This window comes from Cysteiniphilum sp. 19S12-1 (assembly GCF_052030685.1).
GTDB lineage: Bacteria > Pseudomonadota > Gammaproteobacteria > Francisellales > Francisellaceae > Caedibacter.
Map to the genome: position 1 here is coordinate 47,591 of NZ_JBQAJM010000005.1, position 23,790 is coordinate 71,380.

The window sequence follows — 23,790 nt, forward strand, 5'->3', positions numbered from 1 at the left end:
TTTTAACCTACTGTTTTGTTTTGACAAAAGACGCATGCATGATAAGCCAGTTTTGCCTGTCCCTCAACAGTAAGTTCTGCCTAAAATAGAGTTTTTTTACCTATCTGTTGTATATTTTAAATTTATTTGACTGTCAGGGAAAATTCAGGACAAAGATAAGCCGAACACAAATTAACTATAATATTTCTCCAAATCATCGGCACCCCCAATATGTTGCCCATCAATATAGATTTGCGGCACGGTTTGGCGATTTGTTAATGCTTTAACGGTTCGCATTGACGCTCCATGACCTAGCACAACTTCTTCATAGCCTTGGTTATGATCATTAAGTAACTTTTTGGCGCGTTTACAATGTGGGCATCCAGGCTTAGTGAAAATTGTCACTTCTTTTGGCAACTGCGCATTAGGTGCAACAAACTCAAGCATCGTATCCGCATCAGAGACTTCAAATGGGTCACCTGCTTTATTTGGCTCAATAAACATCTTGGCAATCACACCATCTTTTACAAGCATTGAATAACGCCATGAGCGCTTACCAAAACCTAAAGCCTCTTTATCAACCAAAAGCCCCATTTTTTCGGTAAACTCACCATTACCATCGGGGATAAACTCGATATTTTCAGCTTTTTGTTCTTTTTTCCAAGCATTCATCACAAAGGTATCATTGACTGACATGCAAACAATGCGATCAATACCATGCTTTTTAAACACTGGAAACAACTCATTAAAACGCGGCACATGTGCAGATGAACATGTTGGCGTGAAAGCACCCGGTAATGAAAAAACAATGACATTTTTACCTTTAAAAATATCATTGCTTGTCACATCTTGCCACTGACCATCTTGCATGGTTCTAAACGTGACATTTGGAACGTGTTGGTTTTCTAAATTTGGGAACATCTATTGACTCCTGTTTTATTGATTGTTTCGTTATTCATTAATATTAATTGACGCATTTAAACTATGCATTTGTGTCTTGTGCACTTGTTTCGCCATGGTTGATGTTGCATAAAAATCTGTGCCTGCTAAAGCAAGATTGCTACCTAACAACATAACACTGATTGTGATATTTATAATCTTTTTCATGCTCTTTATTCCTTTTTGCTGTTTCGATGTCAACACTATAGCAAACGTTCAAGCATGTGATAAATATATTATATTTTAATTATTGATCAATTTTATTTATTGTAAATTAAGCCTACAACAACCTAAATCAGCAAGCGCTTTATTACATTCATAAAAATATCCACACCATGATTACTTGTGATACTCTCTGGGTGAAACTGTACTCCGCTTACCTGAAAATGCTTATGTTTGATTGCCATAATACAATCATCGTCCAATGATCTTGCCAAAATATCTAGATTTTCATGAGGAAAAGATGAATCTTCAGCTGCTAATGAGTGGTAGCGTGTCACCTCAAAAACAGAGGGCATACCAGCAAAATATGCGTCTGAATTATGTTTAATTTTACTGACTTTTCCATGCCTAACGTTTTTTGATCTTACCACCTTACCATCAAATACTTCAACCATAGCCTGCATACCTAAACAAACGCCAAATAAAGGGATTTTTCCACTAAACTCCTTTATTAGAGGGATATATCCACTATCTTTTGGGCTACCAGGACCTGGACCAAATATAATTAAATCATATTGGGCTTGCCTTATACTGTCAGCCGTAACACGATCATTTCTGATAACGTCTGCACTCACTCCTTCTAGTGAGACACAATATTGATAAATGATATGCACGAAACTATCATAGGCATCAATTAATAAAAGCTTCATTTCTTAACTCCTTTGCTGTAATTGCATAATACGTTGAGCTTAACTTACTAATAGTTTCATTCCACTCTCCTTCCGGAGTTGAGTCATAAACAATACCGCCTGATGCTCTAATCGTATATGTTCCAGACTGGTAAGTGGCAGTGCGGATACAAAGCGCTGTTTCAACCACACCAGAAAAATCTATAAAACCAATACAACCAGCATAAAGACCTCTTCGCGAATTTTCCGTTTCCTCAATAATTTCCATTGCTCTAACTTTAGGAGCCCCAGTCATTGTCCCTGCGGGAAATGTTGCTGCTATCACATCATACTTATCATAACTTGCTTCTTTTTGTCCAATGACATTGGAAACTATGTGTGATACATGAGAGTATTTCTCAACGACCATCAATTCATCTGTTTTTAAAGTTCTCTTAGCACAGACTCGACCTATATCATTACGACATAAATCCACCAACATAATGTGCTCTGCTCTTTCCTTTTCATCATTCAACATAGCTTGCTGCAAAATTCTATCTTCTTCTGCATTTTTTCCAGCCCTAATAGTTCCTGCGATTGGTCTCATCGTTAGCTTATTATTCTTATCAATTCTTAAAAATAGTTCAGGACTAGCTCCGATGATATGCATGCCCCCCAACTGCGTATAGTACATATAGGGAGAAGGATTAATTTTACGTAACCTTTTATATACAGAGTAGGGTTTTATCTCACTATCTATAGTTATTTCATGTCCTAACTGAATCTGATAAATATTGCCTTGCACAATATGATCTAAAGCCTTATAAACCCAATTAAAATATGTCATTTTATCAACAGAATCCTTGATCTTCTTAGGGATTAAAACTTTACTATCTGAGCAAAAATCTAACTGCTGTTCATCATAAATTTCTTCACTAACAATATTCATAACAGCTTTCTTAACAGAGCTTTTAGGAGTATTTTCAAGTTCATTAGTAATTAAAAAATTCTGACCATTTTTTAAATCCATATTAATTAATGTACTATAAATACTCAGATCAATAATGTATGTCTGGTCTTTTTGATGTATACAATATGGCAAGCTTTCTATTATTCGGACACTGTCATAGCCAAAGTAACCAAAAAAACCAAAAGCTAGTGAAGTACTATCACCAACATAATCTAAAGAAAAAATCGACTCTATTTTTCTTAATATCTCCCATACTTTATTTAAATTTTTAATTTCATACTCACATTCTTTAACTTTGCTTAACTCATCAAAAGAATCTAAAGCAGCATTCACTGAAGCTAAAACTACACTTATTCCAGATGTTTTTATCATTGTTAAGCTAACCTTTATATTAAACAAAGGCTCTATACCAATTAAAGCTTGGTTCATATCTTTATTTGGTCCGGACAAGGATTCAAGTAAAAATAACTGATCATCCATATACACTTTTCTTAAGCTATTGAAAAGACTAAAACTATCAGCATTAGTTGGTAAACTTTCACAATAGCTTCTAACTTTTAACATATTCATTTTTATACCTTCATTTTTGAATTATTTTCAACCGCTACTCGTTCATTCTGAATCAAACATAACTCATCTGTTCTTTGAAGATTCATAGAAATAGCCAACGAATATAATCGTTCCATTAATTGATTGATTGCCGACACACCTTCTTCATCATCCCAAATACCCCCTGACTCTCCACCATGTACCAAGGCTGGATAACCAGAACCAGGAACAATCATTCTATTTAATAAAAAATTATTTAATAACTGATCATGTACATTTCCTAAATTATACCTTCTCCCTACAACAACACAGCCTCCAAGCTTATCAGCTAAAGGTCTGTTAAACCTCAAATAACCAACACCAGCTCTTTCCAAAAAAATTTGCATTTTATGCGCCATTCCAAAAGCATGCACAGGCGCCACATAAATTATAATGTTAGAATCAACTAAATAATCAACAATAGAGGTGACATCATCATCTAAACTGCAAGGAGAAGAACGATAATTACAATCTCCACAACTACCACAAGGCAATATTTCCTTCTCAGATAAGAAAATACTATGTACCAAACAACCAACATTTTGAAAGTAACCATCTAAATAACTTACTACAGAATCACTATTACCTCCTCGCCTTTCTGAGCCAGATATAATTGTAACAACTATTTTTTTCATTTATTTAAATCTCCTAAAACTATATATCCCAAAAATCACCAATAAAATCCCAATTAATTCCATATAGCTAATACTATCATCTAATATAACTACTGATATCACAAGTGTAATAATTGGCCCTAAATTATTCATTAGCGCACTTGGAACTACCCCTATTCGTTTCATGCCTAACACCATAAAAATTGATGGAATAACAGTAGAAAAAACAGCCATGAATAATGCTAATATATAAACCTGCCAAGTCTGCTCTAACAATAAGCCTACTTGATTATAACTAGAAAAATATTGCATTAATGCGTAAAATCCAGCAAAGAGCATTGACCATGAGTTAAAAAGTATAGGATTTGTCTTTTTTAGTGACTTTTCACATACGATAAAATAAACGGCATAAAAGATAGCACTCCCAAAAATTAATAAAACTCCCACCAAATCATTACTCATCCCATCGCCAACTCCAGAGTTTGCAAAAAAATATATTGCTAAACCACTGTAGCTAATAGCAAATGGAGTAATAACCATTTTTGAATATGTTTTTTTAAAAAACATAATTGAGAAGAACACGACAAAGCATGGAAAAGTAAATAAAATCATCCTTTCTACCATAACCGATACATAAAACAGTCCATACATATCAGTTAAAGTAGTTAAATAATAACAAAGAGAGGCAATAATTATTAGCTTTAGGCTAACTAATTTCGTTTCACCAAGCTTAATTTTGCTATAAAACCCAATAAATAATATTACCAACATAAATAAAGGTATAGATAGACACATTCTCAAGGTTAAAAGTGTTACTGGTTGAACATTGTAACTATATGCTAGTTTAATGAATATAGATTTAATAGAAAAGCCAACAACACTGATAAGAACATAAAAATATCCGGGCAAGTATTCATTTTTAAGTAATTTAATCATGTCAGATAAGAACATTAACAAATAAGATTTATATTTTTGTAACGATACACGAATACAAATAGACTGTCTATATATTTTAAACTAATAAAAACAAATGACTTATGCAAAATCAATGATACTCACACCTTGAACCCATGATGATCTGTCTATGACCTTTTAGAAAGTAAGCATTAACACAAATTAGAGTTACAAATCTTCAGTTTTAAACTCACTATAACCTTCATAGTAGTAGCTAATATCGATACCTTTGATAAATAAAGCCCTATCGTTTATTTGCTTGGTTAATGCTTCTTTAAGTAATACTTTGATTTCTATGTCTTTAACCACACTGCGCTCCATTGCTGATAAATACTCATCCTTATCGACTTGATTCCAATCAATTACATGCTGAATTTCTTTTTTTAGGATCAAATCCAACCAAATGCGTGTTGCACGCCCATTGCCCTCTCTAAATGGGTGAGCAACATTCATTTCAACATATTTTTCAATAATCTCATCAAAACTGGTTTGTGGCATGCCATCGATATATTTTAATGATTGCTCAAGATACATCAAAGGAGCAAAACGAAAATTACCTTTGGCTATATTCACATCACGAATTTTTCCGGCGAAATCATAAATATCTGCAAAAAGATAAGCATGGATATATGACAATCCTGAAAACTTGCCGACTTCAACCTCATCGATATCACCGCTGATAAATAGCTGTTTTGCCTTTTGCTTACTGATTTTCTCTTGCGCTTTAGCCAGTTCTAATTGATTGGTAATATTTAGTTTGTTTGCCAAAATCATTTTTGAGTTTCTCCAAGTTAATCACGTCAGTCCAAGCATCCAGTTAAACTACTTTTCCTATAAGATAACTTAAATCCTTACCATTAAGAATACTTGCGACAGCTAGCATCTTTTTGCCGGGGAATTGCAACGAACCAATATTGATCAAACCATCTTGCACCTGAACTTTAAGTCCTTTTTTATCGACACCAATAATGGTGCCTACCGCGGAACTAGTCATTTCATGAATAATTTCAATATCAGCGAACTTGACTGCTTCACCATCAAGCATCATATAAGCACTTGGCCAAGGGCTAAAGGCACGGATTTTGCAATCAATTACCTTGCAAGGGTTATTAAAGTCAATCAACCCTTCTTCTTTAGTCAGCTTATGTGCATAGGTCGCACCTTCAGATTGTACTTGAGGATTTAATCTATTCTCTGCCATCTCTTTCAAAACAGTACATACGGCAGGCACTGATAACTCTGCCAAGCGATTATGTAAACTTAAACTGGTGTCATTATCTAAAATAGGGGTTTCAAGCACATGTAAGATGTCACCAGTATCTAGGCCTTCATCCATCTGCATAATGGTAATACCCGTCTTTTGATCTCCCGCTTCAATCGCGCGTTGTATGGGAGCTGCTCCTCGCCATTTTGGTAAAAGGGATACGTGAATATTAATACAGCCCTGTTTAGGGGTTTCTAGCACCATTTTTGGCAGTAATAAGCCATAAGCAATAACTACCATTACATCGGCATTTAAATCTGCTAATTGCTTGACTGCCTCAGGTTCTTTTTTGAAAGATAGCGGCTGAAACACTGGAATATTATGCGCCAAAGCACAAGTTTTAACTGGTGAGCATTCCAATTTTTTACCGCGCCCTTTGGCACGATCTGGTTGTGTAAAAACACCAAGAATGTTGTAATTTTCTTCAAGCAAGGCGCTTAGCACATGCGCTGAGATATCTGGCGTACCAGCAAAAACGATACGTAACGATTTAGGATTATTTGACATATAGGTACCTAAACAATAGTTTATTGATAATCATAGATATTTGGATTAAATCCAAATATGACGGTTCGCTGTCATTCTTGGACTTGATCCGAAAATCCAGAAAACACCTATTGACATTTGCATAGCCACTTATAGCTACTTATTTTAAAAAGATTCAATAGATTAACGATATGCGTAAGCGTAAAGATTGGCACCATCCAACGGTCCAGTATTGCCCGAAGCCACGCAATTGCCAATGACTTTGGTCGCACCATATTGTGCTGCCACTTCTTTGGCTTTTTGTACATTTTGCTCGCATGCCGCTTGGATTTCTTTTTTGCTCGTATAATGCGTATCAACACGGATAATACCAATAGGTGATTCATTAAACCCGTTAACCACAGGCACGGCTTTTCTTAAATTCATATCTTCTGATGCATAAAACTGTACACTCTGAAGCTTCACCGGCGAGTAGACTTCTTTGGTCTGCGGCAAATATACGGCATGTGGTTCATATTTTGTTTTAGGGACGATCGCCCAAAAAAAACCAATCACGGCAATTAAAATTCCTGCATAAATAATATTTTGTTGAAAACGACTCATAGCAATCAATAAATCAATACTCTGGTTTTGGTTAGCGCGTATCATAGCATAGTCGGCTTACGATAAGCTATACCACTTACCGCGCTATTTTCCTGCCAGTGCACGAATCACTAAAAATATTAAAAATGGTGCGCCTATTAATGAGGTGATAATGCCCACTGGAATAATCATTGGATAAAGTAATGTTTGCGATAAAAACTGGCTGATTAGCATTAAAATCGCACCACATAAAAAGCTGCTTATCAGCAAATACTTCATTTTATTTGTACCAATACACATTCTTGCGATATGAGGTGCAACGAGCCCTAAAAAGGCAATGGGGCCAGTAATCGAGACAATGGCGGCAATCAAGAATGCCAATAACACAACCAACTGAATCAGTAATCTTTTAACATCAAGCCCCATCATCATTGCTTCAGATTCACCAAGACTCAATAAATCAAATGCCTGATGTTTACGATAGGCAAAACTGCAAAAAATCAAGGTGATAACGGTTAATAATATCACCTGTTGCCAAGTGACATTGACAAAGCCGCCAAACTGCCACAAGGTGATTTGCTGCAAGGTTTGTGCTTGACTAAAACTCATAATCAATGCCGTTAATGCGCTAAAAATAGCTGAAACACCGACACCAAGTAAAATCACCACAGCGATATTAGCAAGGCGATCCTGCAAACTAATCACTAGTAAAAACACAATAAGCACAACAAATGCGCCAAACACACACGCAAGGAAAAAGAGTAAATACGAATGATGCGTCAGTGTTATAAAATAAGCAGGCAAGATAAATAACAACATCAATCCAACAAACTGACTTCCCGAGGAGACACCTAAAATACTAGCATCGGCTAATGGATTACGCAATACCAACTGCAAAATAGCGCCACTAACACCCAAGCCACCACCGACAAGCGTTGCTGCAACCCAGATGATTAACTGATATTGCCAAAACAACTGACTCGCCAACGAGCTATTTAAATGCGCATTGTGAGTATACGACAATGAACTCACGATGATAAACAGTATGAGCCACAATAAGCCCAACATCATATTGAAGCCAACAACTCCAGTTGTTTTTTTTGCTTTTTTTATTTTTTTTACTTTTCTGACTTTATTTATCTGTGTTTGCAACTTTTTCGCCCTTTCACCATAATTTATCACCTAAAGGCATAATTAGCCTTGCCAATTATCATGATATTCGTTATAAAATCGATATATTTTAACGATACAATGCAATAGTGCATTTTCGCTACCATTATTGGTAAAGTGCGACAAAATAACAAGGGAAACAAAATGCCGGCAGCTTTTCAAATCAAGGGAAGTCTCTTCACGTTAAGCGTATTACAAGTATTGAGTACCGATCTTGATGACATTGAAAAACAAATCACAACCAAAATAAAACAAGCGCCGCAATTCTTTAATAACACCCCGATGGTCATTGAATTAACCGCCATAAAGAGCGGATTAACGATTGAGTTTGTCGAAAGCTTAACTGAAATGTTAAGAAAACACACATTACTTACTGTGGGCTTTAGATTACCCGATCAAACGCTGACCGATGCCTTACAAACCAAAGGTTTTCCAATATTCAAGGAAGGCAAAAATATTCCCGCACCGACGGTTTCGGTGAATAAAGTCTCAACGTCACAACACAAAATTATCAGCTCGCGCGTGCGCTCGGGGCAACAAGTAATCTCACAAAATGGTGATTTGATTATATTATCCTCCGTCAGCTCAGGCGCTGAGCTGTTAGCCAGTGGCAATATTCACGTATATGGCACATTGCGTGGACGTGCAGTTGCCGGATTGGATGGTGACACCAATGCGCGAATTTTTTGTCACAAATTAGAAGCAGATCTTGTATCAATTGCTGGCCAGTATAAAATTTTTGAAGAGCCTGTTGAGGCACTTGGAAATGACAATAATGGCTATCAAATACAGCTAAAAGACGGTACAATCATGATCAGCCAAATTTAGGCTCTCCCATTTTTTAAGAAAATAACAATTGAATCAAGGATTAAATACTGTGAGCACAGATTCCAAACAAACCAAAAAGAATGCCAAGCCGCGCGCCACGACCGTGGTCATCACCTCAGGTAAAGGTGGTGTTGGCAAAACCACAACAAGTGCCGCGATATCATTAGCATTGGCCATGAAAGGCTTTAAAACCGTTGTTATTGATTTTGATGTTGGTCTTAGAAACCTCGATCTTGTCATGGGGTGCGAACGCCGCGTTGTCTATGATCTAATTAGCTTGATCAATAAAGAAGCGAACATCAATCAAACATTAATTAAAGATAAGCGCTCTGAGAATCTTTATATTCTCCCTGCTTCACAAACGCGCGATAAAGATGCGTTAACCGAAGCCGGCTTAGAAGGCATTATGCAAGAACTAAAAGAAAGTTTTGACTACATTATTTGTGACTCGCCTGCAGGTATTGAAAAAGGCGCATTAATGGCAATGCTCCATGCTGATAAAGCGATTGTTGTGACGAATCCTGAGGTTTCCTCTGTGCGTGATTCCGATCGCATTATTGGTGTGCTTTCCAGTAAAACACGTAAAGCCAAAGAACATGATGAAGGCGTTGATGCAAAGCTTCTAATTACACGCTACGACCCGACACGCGTTGTACAAGGTGAAATGCTATCGCTTGATGATGTCAAAGATGTATTATCTATCCCGCTATTAGGTGTTATTCCAGAATCAAAAATGGTGTTACAGGCATCAAACTCAGGCGTCCCAGTAACTGCTTATCAAGACAGTGAAGCCGGTCAAGCCTATATTGATGCCGTCGAACGCTTCTTAGGTCATGATAAACCATTACGCTTTATCACTGCAGAAAAACCTAGTCTTTTAAAGCGACTATTTGGAGGAAAGTAACATGGGATTGTTTAATTTTTTTAAAAAGCCTGTCGCGAAAAATAGCGCACATATTGCTAAAGAGCGCTTGCAAATCATCGTATCACACCAACGAAATGAAGCTCACTCTGGGGTTAAAAAACCAGATTTCATTAATAGGTTACAAGATGACATTCTTGAAGTTGTTAAAAAATATGTCAACATTGGTCACAATGACATCAAAATTGACATCGATAGCCAAGGAGACAGATCCGTCCTCGAGCTTAATGTCACTATTCCTGAAGAGTCAAACCAAGCTAAGCAAGCATTAAACGCCTAATGTCTTACGATCACCTTGCTGTAAGTTTTGATAAAGTAGTCTTTTTCCGTGGTGAAAAATGCATTTATAAAAACTTAACATGCAGCATCCCTAAGGGAAAAATCACCGCAATACTAGGCCCATCGGGCACTGGTAAAACCACGCTTTTGCATCTCATTGGTCGCCTGATAAAAGCTAAAAACGGTGATATTCGTGTACTTGATCATGAGCTTCATTCACTAGATAAAAAAGCATTACTCGCTTTACGCAAGAAAATGGGCGTTTTATTCCAATCTGGCGCCCTTTTCACGCAATTATCAGTATTTGACAACGTTGCCTTCCCACTGCGTCAAAATAGCAACCTAAGTGAGCGCCTAATTCATAACTTAGTATTAATGAAGCTGCAATCTGTTGGACTGCGTGGCACAGCCGATATGATGCCTAGTGAACTATCAGGCGGCATGGCTCGACGCGCCGCCCTTGCACGCGCCATTGCATTAGATCCTGAGCTTATGCTTTATGATGAACCCTTTACTGGTCAGGATCCTATTTCTTTAAAGGTGATTTTAACCTTAATCAAAGCACTCAATGATGCACTACATATGACCTCAGTCATTGTTTCGCATGATATTGATGAGGTAATGAGCATTGCCGATCATGTCATTATCATTGCCAATCAACAAGTAATGCTCGAAGGTTCTCCTGAATTCATCAAAAATAGTAAAGATCCATTTGTCTCGCAGTTTCTATCCGGTAGCGCAGACGGTCCGGTGGCATTTGATTATCCTGCGCCTAACTTCTTAAGCACATTGCAATAAATGAGGAAGTGATTCATGCTAAAAACCATCCAAATGCTTGGTCGCAACACCTTAAATACAATAACCAATCTCGGTGAATCAATATTACTAGCACTTGAGATGATATTTGGTCGCTGCAATCCGCGCGGCATTATTACGCAAACCTACCACGTTGGCATCAACTCGGTTTTGATCATTTTGGTTTCAGGCTTATTCATTGGTTTTGTCTTAGCATTACAAGGTTTTTATACACTTGCTAAATTTAGCGCTGAATCAGCTTTAGGTCCAATGGTTGCCTTAAGCATTATTCGTGAGCTTGGACCGGTGGTCACTGCTTTGTTGTTTGCTGGACGCGCTGGCAGTGCACTAACCTCTGAAGTGGGATTAATGAAAGCAACTGAACAACTAGCTAGTCTTAATATGATGGGCGTTGACCCAGTGCGTTTCATCTTAGCACCAAGATTTTGGGCATGTGTTTTAAGTGTGCCTATTTTAAATTTGTTTTTCTCGAGCATCTCAATTTGGGGCGGATACCTTATTGGCGTCAAATTGCTAGGGCTTTTTAGTGGCACATTCTGGGGTAACATGCAAGCTTCAGTATTATTTTATGACGATGTGATGAATGGTATTTTAAAAAGTTTAGTCTTTGGCATTGCTGTGGCGATTGTCTCGCTTTATCAAGGTTATAATTGTCGCGCTAATTCCGCAGGTATTGCACAAGCGACGACAAAGACTGTCGTCTATTCCTCTTTAGCAATTTTAGGTCTAGACTTTCTAATGACCGCCTTAATGTTCAAAGGAGTTTAAAAAATGTATAAAAAATCTTACGAGCTATTAGTAGGTGTTTTTGTCCTTCTTGGCATTGTTGCACTTATCTTTATGGCATTAAAAGTTAGTGGACTGTCACTTGCTGGCTTTGATAATAGCTCTTATCAAGTCAAAGCGCAGTTTCAAAATATCGGTAGCTTACGCCCAGGAGCTGCTGTACGGATTGCTGGTGTTGAAATTGGTAAAGTTGATAGTATTACACTAACACCAAACTACAATGGCTTTATTGCTGACGTTACTTTAAACATTAATAAACGCTATAACAACATTCCAAGCAGCTATGGCGCTGCCATTGATACAAGTGGTATTTTGGGTGATAGCTTTATTGCACTGCACCCATCAGATATCGACATACCCGGATTATATAACAGTAAATACTTAGAAAATGGCAGCACAATAGAGTTGTCAAACACCTCTTCAGCCATTAACCTTAACTCACTGATTAACACCTTTGTATCAGGTTCTGGAGATAAAAAATGATCGATAAAACAAAGAAAATAACGACATTTGCAAGCGCCACTTTAATGCTTGCCAGCATGCAGATAAGCTTTGCAGCCAACACTAAACCTGCAACAACTGTAACAACCACAACTTCTGCAGGTACCAAACCAACTGTTGAGACTAGCAAATCATTAGCAGGTACTGATCCGGTAACTTTATTGCAAAAATCTATTGTTGAAACACAAAAAACCTTGATTCAGTCAAAGAAACAATTAAGTCAAAACCCTAAAAAACTTATCCAGTTAATTAACACGCATGTAATGCCACTTTTAGCGACAAATATCATTGCGCAACTATTGGTTGGCAAGGAACGCTGGCAAGCTGCTGCTAAGGCTGAAAAAGAGAAATTTATCACTGAAATTACCCAAATGTTGGCATATTCATATGCTGAGAATATTGCTCAGGCCGGTAATTATGATATTCAAATTTTTCCTTTTAGTAATGATTCATGGCAAGGACAACGTCTAATAGTTGTAACAGGCAAAATCATTAATTTGCAGAATCAATCCTCTTCTGATTTGAGTATTAAAATGCTTAATGAAGCAAGCAAAGATACCAAGCAGGCAAAATGGAAAATTTATGATCTAGCCGTTGCCGGCGTCAGCATATTAGATAACTTCAAAGCACAGTTCAAAGACTATAAAACCCTTAAAGATATTAACCTTGCCATTGAGAAAAAGAACAATGAGCTTATCAATAAAAAATCCAAATAGTTTTAGCCTAAACGGCGATCTTAATTTTAGCAACGCTTCAAGCATTGAAAAAGAACTAGATCATGCGCTTAAATCTGTAGCATCAACACTAGAAATTGATCTTAACAATACTCAAGAGATTGATAGTGCCGGCATCGCACTTCTTATGCACATTATCCATCACTGTCAAAGCAATAACATTGATCTGCAATTTACAGGTCTTGTTTCAGAAAATGCTAAATCCTTGATTAACATCCACGGTTTGGATAATCTATTTTCACCTTTTGTAAAACAATAACAAATAAGAGATCATAAATCATGAATACAGTCGAGTTAAAAACTTTAATCGAAAACAGACTGGGGGATAACACCACTGCCTTAATTGAAAGTGATGATAATGTGCATTTCAATGCAACGATTATCAGTGATGCTTTTAACGGAGTACTTAGTAAAGTTAAACAACAACAAATGGTCTATGCCGCAATTAACGAGCACATTGCATCAGGTGAGTTACATGCTATTGCCATGAAAACATATACACCGGAAAAATGGCAAGCACTCGCTAAATAAACTTAATAATTGGAGTATCACAATGTCAACAACGGCTTGGTCAATACCGATTATTGTGATGATGATTCTTACCATTGTCAGCGTTTTTATTACCCTGTTTAATCGTATTCAGGCCATTCGCAAAGGAAAAATCACGTTGAGCGATTTACGGACAATGGATTTTTGTAAGAAAGAGCATCCTTGGCTTGAAATCACATCAAGACATCTTGATAACTTATTTCAAATGCCAGTACTTTTTTATATTTGCTTCATTATCATCTTGCTCAATCCAGAGCTGATGCAGATCAGTTATTTACTCATCCTTGGTTGGCTATTTGTCAGCTTTAGAATCATTAACTCAATGATTCATTTAACAACAAACAACTTAAGCTTAAGACTCTGCTCGTTTCTATTATCAACTGCTTTTTTATTTACGATAATTTTAATGCTACTGATTGAGTTGATTAAGCTGCATTAATCATCAAACTTAATTTTTTCTGTCAACCGTAAAGTATTGGTGATCAATAGACCAAGAACGGTACAGTACATTATATGTATTGACGGAAACAGCATTAAGGCTTGACTGATAAAGCGTTTCATAAGCTTTTGCCGCATTACCATCTGTAGGACCTAACAACTCAATATTGTATTTACGACACCATTTACGCACAGTGGTGGTTTTAAACCCAAACTTACCCGCAACGTCCTCATAACTTAAGCCTTCGCTTGAGTAACTCTTTAGTACTTCCTCTGCCGGTCTTCCATATTTCTTTGACAGAATGATTTCAAAGCTCTGAGAATATTGATTTGCCATTATTTTACTACTCCTTCCTCCATCTAAACATCGTGTTCATTCTTAGCTTCATGCTGTTAGTCACCTTAAGACGTTTAAATTTCTGTTTACTTCTGTTTATTTTCGTTTTAATTACTTTATGTAACCTAACCTCGCGCTATCATTGATAACCAATGTTAAGGCATCCGTCAAGCATTTCACGCAAATAATCATTAACACACCCTTAATTTGCTCAATAAACACGCAACCCCTTGGACACCAGCATGATTCCCAAGATGGGCTGGCATAATTTTCACTTCTTTATAAAAAGGTAATACTTTCTCATGAAAGCGCTGCCTTAATGCGTCGATAAAAAATGATTCCTCCGAAATCGCGCCACCAATAATAATCAACTCCGGCGCTAATATATGCGTCAATGAAATGAGCCCGACAACAACCTGATGTAAATACGCTTCAAAGACCTTTAATGCAATAGGTTTTTTATTAAATAACTGTTCTTTAAAATACGCTATACTTACTTCTTCACTTTGTGTTGCAGCGCAATATTTTTCTAATAAAGTTTTGGCTGAAGCATAACCTTCCCAAGCACCTGGTAACATGCTTTTTATTTTTTGATTGTTTTGTTGATTATCTTGCGCATTTGTCAGCATATAACCAAACTCACCTGCCGCATTATTAAATCCACGATACAATTGACCATTAATAATAATCGCGCCACCAATACTGGTGCCTAAAGTTAAAAAGAGATAATTCTGGCAGTGATGACTCTGCCAATAGGTTGATTCACCAATAGCTGCTGCATTAACGTCATTTTCAATCACTACAAGCTCAACACCTGCTTCTTGTTTAAAACGCTCGACTAGCGGATAATTTTCTAGCGCTTTGACATAAGGTGAGCCAAAGGCAATACAGCCCCTTTGGATATCAACAATTCCATGACACGAAAAGCCAACACCCACGATCTGATATGTCTTCTTTAATTCTACAAAACGCAGCATAAATTGCTGAAGCAGCGCCTCGGGGTCAATGATTTTTCCTGTGTGATATTTATCTGATACAACGATGTTTCCCGCTAAATCAATCAATGCATATTTGGTATAGGTACCCCCTAGGTCAAAACATAGATAACTCTTCATACTGTATTAATGATCTTTAGTTAAGAATTTATGGCATTAGCATATACCGCTTCAACTATTTCATCTAATGAAAAGCAGAGGAAGTATTTAACTTTTGAATTTTTTGCATAAAACAGTAACAACTGATTGAAAACGTCAAGACAATCCTTTAAAATCTTGCCACCTTTTATTTAGGCTGAGTTTATGCAGTTTTCCAGTGAATGCAGTAAACTCAATGTATAACTAACCACTGGCTTAAGATATATTGGAACTAAACCATGACTGAAAATTTTAAAGACCTCTTTGAAGCTTCACTAAAAGAAACTGAAATGCGTGTTGGCAAGATCATCAAAGCAACTATTGTTGCTATTGATCGTGAATTTGCTTGGATTGACGCAGGTTTAAAATCAGAATCTATTGTTTCTCTTGATCAATTCAGAAATGATCAAGGCGAAATTGAAGTTCAAATTGGTGACCAAGTAGATGTTGTACTTGACGCATTAGACAACAGCAACGGTGAAACACGTCTATCACGCGAAAAAGCAAAACGCATCGAAGTTTGGGGCGCGCTTGAGAAAGCATGTGATGACCAAGAGACTGTATTAGGTCGTATTACAAACCATGTTCGCGGCGGCTATACAGTTGAAGTTAAAGGCCTGCGTGCGTTCTTACCTGGATCTCTTGTTGACGTTCGTCCATTGCGTGATATCTCTCACTTAGAAGACAAAGACATCGAACTTAAGATCGTTAAACTTGATACTAAGCGCAACAATATCGTTGTTTCTCGTCGCGCGGTTATCGAAGCTGAAACGCAAGAAGATCGTGAAGCATTATTCGAGAAGTTGAGCGAAGGTTCAGTTGTTAAAGGTGTTGTTAAAAACATTACTGACTTTGGTGCATTTATTGATCTTGGCGGCGTTGATGGTTTATTACACATCACTGATATGTCTTGGAGCCGCATTAAGCATCCGAGTGATATGTTAGCACTTGGCGATGAGATCGATGTTAAGATCATCAAATTTGATAATGACAAAGGTCGTATTTCTCTTGGTATCAAGCAGTTGGGCGAAGATCCTTGGGCGAGTGTTGCCGAAGAGCTTGCTGTTGGTACTAAGCTTATGGGCAAAATCACTAACATTACTGACTACGGTTGTTTTGTTAAGCTTAAAGAAGGCATTGAAGGTCTTGTTCATACATCTGAAATGGATTGGACAAACAAAAATGCTAACCCACACAAGTTAGTTTCTTTAGGTCAAGAAGTTGAAGTAATGGTTCTTGAAGTTGATGCGTCACGTCACCGTATTTCGCTTGGCATGAAGCAATGCATTATCAATCCATGGCAAGCATTCGCTGATGCACATAAGCCAGGTGATAAAGTCAATGGTAAGATCCGTTCTATCACCGACTTTGGTATCTTCATCGGTTTAGATGGTAACATCGATGGTCTTGTGCATATTTCTGACGTTGCTTGGAACAAAGCAGAAGATGTTGTAAGCCAATTGAAGAAAGGTGAAGAAATTGAAGCAGTGATGCTTTCTGTTGATATCGAGCGTGAACGTATCGCCCTTGGTATTAAACAGCTTTCTAATGATCCATTTACACAATACACCGCTGCAAATGACAAAGGTGCTAAAGTTACTGGTGTTATTACAGCGGTTCAACAAAACGGTGCTAACGTTGAGCTTGCACCTGAAGTAGAAGGCTTCATTCGCGTTGCTGATATTTCACGTGAACACACTGAAGATGCACGTCATGTCCTTAAAGTAGGTCAGGAAATTGAAGCGCGCGTTAGCAATATTGACACTAAACGTCGCAGCATCAACCTTTCTATCAAAGGCCTAGATGAAGATATGGAAAAAACAGCTAAAACGAATTACAAAGCTGAGCAAATGGCGCCAACAACCATTGGTGACTTAATTAAAGAAAAACTAAATAAATAAAAACAAGTAATACGTTAAGGCAATGATCACGTTGCCTTTTTTGAATTTGCTTGATTTATCTTTATATTAAATTAAAGGATTTAATTTATTTTGCGAATCATATTGACACTTTTACCCAAAAAACTTTCAACACCTAGAAAAGCGTCAAGATGGTTTGTGTTACTTCCTGCTTTTTTTATTTTGTTAATTACTACATTATCATTGAGCGCTTGTACGCATCACTCCTGTGAAGAAAATGACAACTCTACACGCTCTATTTCAGTACTATTAAATCAATACATTAACAACAACTATTTTGAGTTGTTAGAAAAAATTCGTCATAAAAAAGGCATTACAGCAATCTATTTTGCCTCACGCGAAAGAGTTACCCTCCCGTCACAAACAAAAATTCAACAATGCTGGGTCTCAACAAATAATTCAAGGCATTCGCAACCCGCTTTTAAAACAATGTCTGATAATTCATTTTACACCTTAAGCAATAACAGTAATGCCCCCTGCTATTTAAATATGGTTATTGACTACAATCCTTCAAACAAGCTATGGGATGTTCACATTTATAACTTCAACCCTGATCAATTACCGTTTTCTTGGGTGTACAAACAGGTTCTAGGCAATATTGAAGTTGGTTTATATAACCTAACCGTTTAATTTCAACTTCACTATATCACTAAATTCCTCTACTATAGGGCGATTGTAAATTTCCTTTTCTGCATTAATGACCCAATTTACCATACCACTTGATGAGCACGGCTTTTTAAAAGACCACACACAGTGGTCAACTGATATCGCTTATGCTTTTGCCAAAGAAGAGAATATTACACTAACCGATGAACATTGGCAGGTTATTTATTTTTTACGCGAATACTACAAGACACATAACGCAGCACCAGCGATTCGCCTTTTGGTTAAATCACTCAAAGAGCAATATGGCAATGACATTGGCAATAGCCTTTATCTACAAACCCTATTCCCTGTCTCCCCTGCGCGGCAAGCTGCCAAAATTGCAGGATTACCTAAACCCAAAAGATGCATTTAATGATGTTAATAGCACAAGCTAAAAAACTACTTAACAACGAGATTTTAGTCAAATCTCTGGGCACTATGTTTGTACAAGGCTTAGGACAAATGACTGCCTTTGCTTCTGCCATTTTACTGGCACACTATCTAACTATTTCTGAATATGGACAATATATGTTTGGTGTGACCATTGCCACTATTTCTGCAGTGATTGCTACCCTTGGTGCTGATGGCATCTTAGCTCGTAGCTGGGGCTGGTCTAGCAACAGTGGGGGTAGACGTACAAAAGAAGTTTTCCAACTACACAATTGGTTTTGGCGCCGCGGGATAATCATTCTTGCACTTGCCTGCATTGGCTGTTTTAGCTATATCTATTTATTTGATCCCAATGCCAGTTTTATTGAAGTTTTTGCTTTCTTATTTGCGCTACCTTTTTTTATTGCTAATCTTCTGCAGTCTTTTTATGTCGCCAATAGAAAAGTGATTTATGCAAACTTAATTCAATTTATCATGCGTCTGATTATGCTACTGATCATTGGCATCTATATTGTAATCAAAATTCATAATGCCCCGCTACTTGTGGGCTCAATGTTTGCCGCGATTACCCTTTACATGCTTATATTATGGTTAAAAGTCAGCATCAAATACGGATTTAAAAGTCATAAGCCACACGGCAGTAATCTCGCTTTTATGTTATTAAAATGGGGTAATTTATTGCTAAGTCAAATTGACATTGTCTTACTGAAAATATTCTCTAGTAATGAAAGTATTGCTTATTATGCCGTGGCACTTCAACTAAGTGCTTTAGTTGTCTTTGTTTTAAATGCAGTTAGCGCCAATATTATGGCACAAGTGGCTAATGATTATAAAATGTTAGCACATGATGCATTCCAAGCCAAAATCACTGAATATACACGTATTATTTGCGGGTTATCCACTCTTGGCATGGTAACTTTAGTTATTGCTGGCTACTGGATTACTATGCTTTATGGTCAAGCATATACACAAGCCTATTCGCTGTTTTGTGTGTTAATGATTGGTCAAGCGGTTAACGTCCTATGTGGTAGTGTCTTTACGATCTTAAATATGGCAGGATTTGAAAAAACAACGTGTCGTGTTTTTTACATCGCACTTGTTATCAACATTATCCTCGGCATTGCACTTATTCCAAGTTTACATGCCTTTGGTGTCGCAATTGCTTCAGCAATTGCGATGATTTTCTGGAATCTGGTATTAACTTATTTTGTGATCAATAAACTTGGCATTAACCCAACTATCTTTACCTTTTTCCACAAACAAAACTAACCTTATAAATATAAATGTGACTGTGCTTGCAATGAACAAAACTTGATATATTCTTTTTTGATTTTTTGCCAAGTTGATGCTTTTTGTTGTGTCTGTTTTGTTATGATCATTTTCTGCTCCTATTACTCAAATTTCAAACTATTATTTCTAACGATCACGCGATCGAATTGATTGCATTATATTTAGAAAAATGTGAAGAAACCGTTTCAAGAGGGTATTGCCATGTAAAAAAATTGTTACATTATTGTTTTCACTCTCTTAAGTTATCACTTTATAGCAATTACCCTGCTAAAATCAAAACAGTGCAATTGGCAGGAGAATATAGATGTACCCGCGTAATATTAGCATAGGCTTTATCTTAATAAGTATAGGAGTTATTGCAATGGCAACTGATTACCAACATTTTAATGCCGATATAAAAAAGCAGAAACTTAGTACACTATCAACGCTGCAATACCAAGTCACTCAAGAAGAGGCAACAGAAAAGCCCTTTGATAATAGCTATTGGAATAATAAAAGCGAAGGTATTTATGTTGATATAGTTTCTGGCGAACCACTGTTTAGCTCGACTGACAAGTTTGACTCAGGCACAGGTTGGCCAAGCTTTACAAAACCAATAGATACAAAATATATTCAGGAAAAAGAAGATCGTAAATTCTTCTTTCTTGTACGCACAGAAGTTAGATCTCTGGTAGCTGACTCACATTTAGGACATGTTTTTAATGATGGACCAAAGCCAACAGGACTTCGCTACTGTGTTAACTCAGCAGCACTTCAATTTATTCCTAAAGACGAGATGCTAAGTAAAGGCTATGGTGATTACCTTTATCTGTTTGATAAAAATAACCCATCGAAATAAACTATGCGCGTTATCTTTAAAAAAACCTTACTCATCGTCATTGTCATCATTCTATTTGCACTGGCCTTGCTGGGTGCGGTTTTGCCCATCATTCCGGGGTTTGTATTCTTTTTCGCAGGAATCATTGTGCTTTCATGGCTTGTCCCACCAATACGAAAATGGCTTCACAAACTATTGCATCGCTTTCCAAGATTAGAGAAACATGTATTAAAAGCAGAAAATAAATTGAAGAAATGGTTTGGACATTCTTAATAGCTGCCCTTTAAAATAATTACCCCTCAAATGCACCAAAAGACATTAATTTGTCATAGCGTTTTGCCAAGCGATCATCATTAGATAGTGCACTTAAATCACCTAACAAACGCTCTAAAGTCAGCTTGATTTCCTTTGCGGCTTCAGTAATATTGCGATGCGCACCACCCAAAGGCTCTTTGATGACCTCATCAACAATGTTATGCTCTTTTAAACGCTTAGCAGTAATACCCATAATCTCAGCGGCATCGGCGGCTTTTTCGGCTGTTTTCCATAAAATTGAAGCACACCCTTCTGGTGAAATTGTGGCAAAATAGCTGTACTCGAGCATCACCAGCTTGTCACCCACACCAATACCCAACGCTCCTCCTGAGCAACCTTCACCAATCACCATGCAAATAATTGGCACATTAAGCTTAGACATTTCAAGCAAATTGCGCGCAATCGCCTCACTTTGCCCGCGTTCTTCGGCTTTAACACCGGGATAAGCACCTGGTGTATCAATAAATGTAATCACAGGCACATTAAACTTTTCAGCCAATTTCATTAAGCGGAGTGCTTTACGATAACCTTCTGGATGCATCATGCCAAAATTATGACGCAGTTTATCTTTTGTTTTGCGCCCCTTTTCCTGACCAATCACCATCACTGCTTGATCGCCCAATTTGGCTAACCCGCCAACAACTGCTTTATCATCTGCAAAAGCGCGATCACCGTGCAGCTCTTGGAAATCAGTAAAAACTTTATTAAGCAAATCTAAAAAATATGGGCGCTCAGGATGACGCGCCAATTGAATTATCTGCCAATCGCTTAATGAATTATAAATCTTCTTCATTAAATCGGTCGTTTTACCTTGTAATTTCTCGATTTCCTGTTGAACATCTTCACTATGTGCATTGGATTTAGCCAACGCTTCAATCTTTGCTTCTAATTCAGCAATTGGTTTTTCAAATTCAAGAAATTGCATATTTTCCCTTACTTAGTCCACTTGACGCTTACAATACGTCTCTTTAATGAATAAAGCAAATATAATACTAATGATAAAGCCAATTAGCAAAATCCCCATACCAAAATTAAGCCCAGGGGCTGCCATATCATCCAAACCTTTACTGTGATTAAACCATGTTGTCATCACGCCAAATAATGGCATAGCGATTACGCCACCCCATAATAATGAATTCATCGACACAATACTTGTTGCAATGGCATTATTTTTCATCGGGTTGGTTTCACCAACAAATGGATAAGCAACGGTTTGCGCACTCGTAACAAACCCTAGTAAGAAAAATAATACTGATAATTGTGCAACACTCACTGTGCAAAACATAATAATGGCAATGATGATCACTGATGTTACACCGCCAAGAATCAGTGGCTGTTTACGGCGACGCATACGTTCAGTCAACCAACCCCAAAACGGATAAGCAAAGATCATACCTAAAAATATATACCCCGTAATCGAACGCGCTTCTAGCATGCTAACATCATGCGTTTTCATCAAATATTCATTTGACCACATGCCACCCAACATCCATGTGCCAATATTGATCAAGCCGACATAAAGACCAGCGTACCAGTTTTGTGGCTTGGATAACACAAGCTTTAAGGTTGCTAAGATAGACTCAGATCGCAAAGCTTTAGTTTGCATTGTACGCGCTGCTACTAATTCTTTTGGGGCATTACGCACAACAATAAAAATAAGGATTGCTAACACTAAACCAAACAAGCTAATTATGCGTAAGGTCTGGGCTAAACCAAAAGCGTCAAGCAAATAGCCAACAGGCGCTTGTGCTGCATAACCACCTAGCATACCAATCGCAATAATAATACCAATGACAAAACCTAAGCGATTTGCTGGGAACCAGTTTGTTGCGATGCGAATACAACCGACAAGACTAAAACTCGCGCCCATACCCATAAATAGGCGAGAAATACCCATCACATATATACTTGTTGTCAATGTCATTGCAAAAATACTCAATGCACAGACGAGTAAAGCGATTGATATAGCTAAACGCGGTGAGAATCTATCTAGAATATATGCTGCAGGAATTAAACACGCGATATTCGTATAAAAATATAAACTGGCAATAAAACTCACACTTACTGGGGTCAAATCTGGATAAGCGTTTAAAATAGCAGGTGTTAATGTATTAAAAGCATTACCTAAGCCAAATTCAAAGAAAAAGAAAAATGAAATTAAAATTACCACTGCCCAAGATTTTGCCAATGGCATTTGAGCTAGTTTTTCCTGATACGAGGTGGAAGTCATAACACTCCGAATTGTGAACTGTATTTTCAAGGGCGACAAATATAACAAAAAAATAATTTTTTTACAGTAAATTTTTAATTACTGGCATCAACACGAATGTGATATTAACTGCTTTACATCACTGACCTTTTCATCTAAATTGTATAAATTATTTTTTATATAAAAATTTATGGATTTATGATGAGTGATGTAGATGAACTTATTTTGACGAGAATTGCTGATGTGTGTCAGATCATGGGTGATGCCAATCGTATGCGCATTTTATTCTTATGCGCAAAAGAGGCAACGCCGGTTAATCACTTTGTCGAAAAACTTAGAGTCTCTCAGCCTCTGGTTAGTCATCATTTAAAGCTAATGAAACAACAACGTCTGATTAAAGGTGAGCGTCAGGGTAAACAAGTACTCTATTCCTTATACGACGAGCATGTGTATTGTATTTTACAAGATATGTATAAACACTGGTCGGATGAAACCCATTAATCAAA

General features: G+C 37.2%; 31 protein-coding genes. 17 read left to right on the forward strand and 14 right to left on the reverse strand.

From position 1 onward, the window contains the following. Positions 1-171: 171 nt before the first annotated feature. The 10 genes from ACTS4L_RS02580 to ACTS4L_RS02625 all read right to left on the reverse strand — a co-directional run bounded on the left by ACTS4L_RS02580 (position 172) and on the right by ACTS4L_RS02625 (position 8,358). Entirely contained in the window at positions 172-900 is a 729-nt protein-coding gene (locus ACTS4L_RS02580; protein ID WP_440616041.1) for a glutathione peroxidase, read from the reverse strand. 30 nt (positions 901-930) lie between these two features. Next, entirely contained in the window at positions 931-1,086 is a 156-nt protein-coding gene (locus ACTS4L_RS02585) for a hypothetical protein (protein WP_440616042.1), read from the reverse strand. A 122-nt stretch (positions 1,087-1,208) separates the two neighbouring features. Next, positions 1,209-1,790 (reverse strand): anthranilate synthase component II, encoded by a 582-nt coding sequence (locus ACTS4L_RS02590; RefSeq protein ID WP_440616044.1) that lies wholly within the window; start codon positions 1,788-1,790, stop codon positions 1,209-1,211. After that, complete coding sequence (locus ACTS4L_RS02595) at positions 1,771-3,288, reverse strand: anthranilate synthase component I family protein (RefSeq protein ID WP_440616046.1); 1,518 nt, start codon at positions 3,286-3,288, stop codon at positions 1,771-1,773. The genes ACTS4L_RS02590 and ACTS4L_RS02595 overlap by 20 nt, the downstream gene beginning before the upstream one ends. 2 nt (positions 3,289-3,290) lie before the next feature. Further along, a complete protein-coding gene (locus ACTS4L_RS02600) occupies positions 3,291-3,941 on the reverse strand; it encodes a flavodoxin family protein (protein WP_440616047.1) in 651 nt (216 codons plus the stop codon). After that, positions 3,942-4,856, reverse strand: coding sequence for a DMT family transporter (locus ACTS4L_RS02605; protein WP_440616048.1), 915 nt, complete (start codon positions 4,854-4,856; stop codon positions 3,942-3,944). It lies immediately after the preceding gene. A 186-nt stretch (positions 4,857-5,042) separates the two neighbouring features. Then, positions 5,043-5,648, reverse strand: a complete 606-nt coding sequence (gene fic, locus ACTS4L_RS02610; protein WP_440616050.1) for a protein adenylyltransferase Fic — start codon at positions 5,646-5,648, stop codon at positions 5,043-5,045. A 43-nt stretch (positions 5,649-5,691) separates the two neighbouring features. After that, positions 5,692-6,645 carry a methionyl-tRNA formyltransferase gene (gene fmt, locus ACTS4L_RS02615; RefSeq protein ID WP_440616051.1) on the reverse strand — a complete coding sequence of 318 codons (954 nt, stop codon included), beginning with the start codon at positions 6,643-6,645 and terminating at the stop codon, positions 5,692-5,694. A 162-nt stretch (positions 6,646-6,807) separates the two neighbouring features. Beyond that, positions 6,808-7,272, reverse strand: coding sequence for a Francisella virulence factor A (fvfA, locus tag ACTS4L_RS02620; RefSeq protein ID WP_440616053.1), 465 nt, complete (start codon positions 7,270-7,272; stop codon positions 6,808-6,810). A 39-nt stretch (positions 7,273-7,311) separates the two neighbouring features. Next, a complete protein-coding gene (locus ACTS4L_RS02625; protein ID WP_440651680.1) occupies positions 7,312-8,358 on the reverse strand; it encodes a FecCD family ABC transporter permease in 1,047 nt (348 codons plus the stop codon). A 162-nt stretch (positions 8,359-8,520) separates the two neighbouring features. Between ACTS4L_RS02625 and minC the strand changes: the two genes are divergently transcribed. Genes minC through ACTS4L_RS02675 form a run of 10 tightly spaced genes read left to right on the forward strand, consistent with a single transcriptional unit; the run spans position 8,521 to position 14,230 of the window. Further along, positions 8,521-9,204: a septum site-determining protein MinC gene (gene minC, locus ACTS4L_RS02630; RefSeq protein WP_440616056.1), complete on the forward strand. Its 684-nt coding sequence runs from the start codon at positions 8,521-8,523 to the stop codon at positions 9,202-9,204. 49 nt (positions 9,205-9,253) lie between these two features. Continuing rightward, entirely contained in the window at positions 9,254-10,108 is an 855-nt protein-coding gene (minD, locus tag ACTS4L_RS02635; RefSeq protein ID WP_440616057.1) for a septum site-determining protein MinD, read from the forward strand. Position 10,109: 1 nt separating this feature from the next. Continuing rightward, complete coding sequence (gene minE / locus ACTS4L_RS02640; protein ID WP_440616059.1) at positions 10,110-10,406, forward strand: cell division topological specificity factor MinE; 297 nt, start codon at positions 10,110-10,112, stop codon at positions 10,404-10,406. Beyond that, positions 10,406-11,203: an ABC transporter ATP-binding protein gene (locus ACTS4L_RS02645; RefSeq protein WP_440616060.1), complete on the forward strand. Its 798-nt coding sequence runs from the start codon at positions 10,406-10,408 to the stop codon at positions 11,201-11,203. Before minE ends, ACTS4L_RS02645 begins: the two co-directional genes overlap by 1 nt. A gap of 15 nt (positions 11,204-11,218) precedes the next feature. Further along, positions 11,219-11,989, forward strand: coding sequence for a lipid asymmetry maintenance ABC transporter permease subunit MlaE (mlaE, locus tag ACTS4L_RS02650; protein WP_440616062.1), 771 nt, complete (start codon positions 11,219-11,221; stop codon positions 11,987-11,989). Between the two features lie 3 nt (positions 11,990-11,992). Beyond that, a complete protein-coding gene (gene mlaD / locus ACTS4L_RS02655) occupies positions 11,993-12,490 on the forward strand; it encodes an outer membrane lipid asymmetry maintenance protein MlaD (RefSeq protein WP_440616063.1) in 498 nt (165 codons plus the stop codon). Then, on the forward strand, positions 12,487-13,224 hold the full coding sequence (locus tag ACTS4L_RS02660) for an MlaC/ttg2D family ABC transporter substrate-binding protein (protein ID WP_440616064.1): 738 nt from the start codon (positions 12,487-12,489) through the stop codon (positions 13,222-13,224). Before mlaD ends, ACTS4L_RS02660 begins: the two co-directional genes overlap by 4 nt. Next, a complete protein-coding gene (locus ACTS4L_RS02665; RefSeq protein ID WP_440616065.1) occupies positions 13,196-13,501 on the forward strand; it encodes an STAS domain-containing protein in 306 nt (101 codons plus the stop codon). The genes ACTS4L_RS02660 and ACTS4L_RS02665 overlap by 29 nt, the downstream gene beginning before the upstream one ends. A gap of 20 nt (positions 13,502-13,521) precedes the next feature. Continuing rightward, complete coding sequence (locus ACTS4L_RS02670; RefSeq protein WP_440616066.1) at positions 13,522-13,773, forward strand: BolA family protein; 252 nt, start codon at positions 13,522-13,524, stop codon at positions 13,771-13,773. 22 nt (positions 13,774-13,795) lie between these two features. Next, entirely contained in the window at positions 13,796-14,230 is a 435-nt protein-coding gene (locus tag ACTS4L_RS02675; RefSeq protein WP_440616067.1) for an MAPEG family protein, read from the forward strand. A gap of 9 nt (positions 14,231-14,239) precedes the next feature. On the opposite strand, the gene ACTS4L_RS02680 is transcribed toward ACTS4L_RS02675, so the two are convergent. Next, positions 14,240-14,566: a helix-turn-helix domain-containing protein gene (locus ACTS4L_RS02680; protein WP_440616069.1), complete on the reverse strand. Its 327-nt coding sequence runs from the start codon at positions 14,564-14,566 to the stop codon at positions 14,240-14,242. A gap of 191 nt (positions 14,567-14,757) precedes the next feature. Then, on the reverse strand, positions 14,758-15,681 hold the full coding sequence (locus tag ACTS4L_RS02685) for an ROK family protein (RefSeq protein ID WP_440616070.1): 924 nt from the start codon (positions 15,679-15,681) through the stop codon (positions 14,758-14,760). 257 nt (positions 15,682-15,938) lie between these two features. On the opposite strand from ACTS4L_RS02685, the gene rpsA reads away from it, so the two are divergent. From rpsA to ACTS4L_RS02715, 6 genes are all read left to right on the forward strand, one after another. Further along, positions 15,939-17,600, forward strand: a complete 1,662-nt coding sequence (gene rpsA / locus ACTS4L_RS02690) for a 30S ribosomal protein S1 (protein ID WP_440616071.1) — start codon at positions 15,939-15,941, stop codon at positions 17,598-17,600. A 447-nt stretch (positions 17,601-18,047) separates the two neighbouring features. After that, a complete protein-coding gene (locus tag ACTS4L_RS02695; RefSeq protein WP_440616073.1) occupies positions 18,048-18,248 on the forward strand; it encodes a hypothetical protein in 201 nt (66 codons plus the stop codon). A 67-nt stretch (positions 18,249-18,315) separates the two neighbouring features. Continuing rightward, positions 18,316-18,636: a TusE/DsrC/DsvC family sulfur relay protein gene (locus tag ACTS4L_RS02700; protein WP_440616074.1), complete on the forward strand. Its 321-nt coding sequence runs from the start codon at positions 18,316-18,318 to the stop codon at positions 18,634-18,636. Then, positions 18,636-19,922: a lipopolysaccharide biosynthesis protein gene (locus ACTS4L_RS02705; protein WP_440616076.1), complete on the forward strand. Its 1,287-nt coding sequence runs from the start codon at positions 18,636-18,638 to the stop codon at positions 19,920-19,922. Before ACTS4L_RS02700 ends, ACTS4L_RS02705 begins: the two co-directional genes overlap by 1 nt. A gap of 325 nt (positions 19,923-20,247) precedes the next feature. Continuing rightward, positions 20,248-20,781, forward strand: a complete 534-nt coding sequence (gene msrB, locus ACTS4L_RS02710; RefSeq protein ID WP_440616077.1) for a peptide-methionine (R)-S-oxide reductase MsrB — start codon at positions 20,248-20,250, stop codon at positions 20,779-20,781. A gap of 3 nt (positions 20,782-20,784) precedes the next feature. Next, the gene (locus ACTS4L_RS02715) at positions 20,785-21,033 is read left to right on the forward strand and encodes a hypothetical protein (RefSeq protein WP_440616079.1); all 249 of its coding nucleotides are present in this window, start codon (positions 20,785-20,787) and stop codon (positions 21,031-21,033) included. A gap of 19 nt (positions 21,034-21,052) precedes the next feature. Here the strand turns inward: ACTS4L_RS02715 and ACTS4L_RS02720 are convergent, their stop codons facing one another. Further along, entirely contained in the window at positions 21,053-22,000 is a 948-nt protein-coding gene (locus ACTS4L_RS02720) for an acetyl-CoA carboxylase carboxyltransferase subunit alpha (RefSeq protein ID WP_440616081.1), read from the reverse strand. A gap of 12 nt (positions 22,001-22,012) precedes the next feature. Then, positions 22,013-23,305, reverse strand: a complete 1,293-nt coding sequence (locus ACTS4L_RS02725; protein ID WP_440616083.1) for an MFS transporter — start codon at positions 23,303-23,305, stop codon at positions 22,013-22,015. A gap of 180 nt (positions 23,306-23,485) precedes the next feature. Here ACTS4L_RS02725 and ACTS4L_RS02730 point away from each other — a divergent pair, with 180 nt between their 5' ends. Next, positions 23,486-23,785 carry an ArsR/SmtB family transcription factor gene (locus tag ACTS4L_RS02730; RefSeq protein ID WP_440616084.1) on the forward strand — a complete coding sequence of 100 codons (300 nt, stop codon included), beginning with the start codon at positions 23,486-23,488 and terminating at the stop codon, positions 23,783-23,785. Positions 23,786-23,790 lie beyond the last annotated feature (5 nt).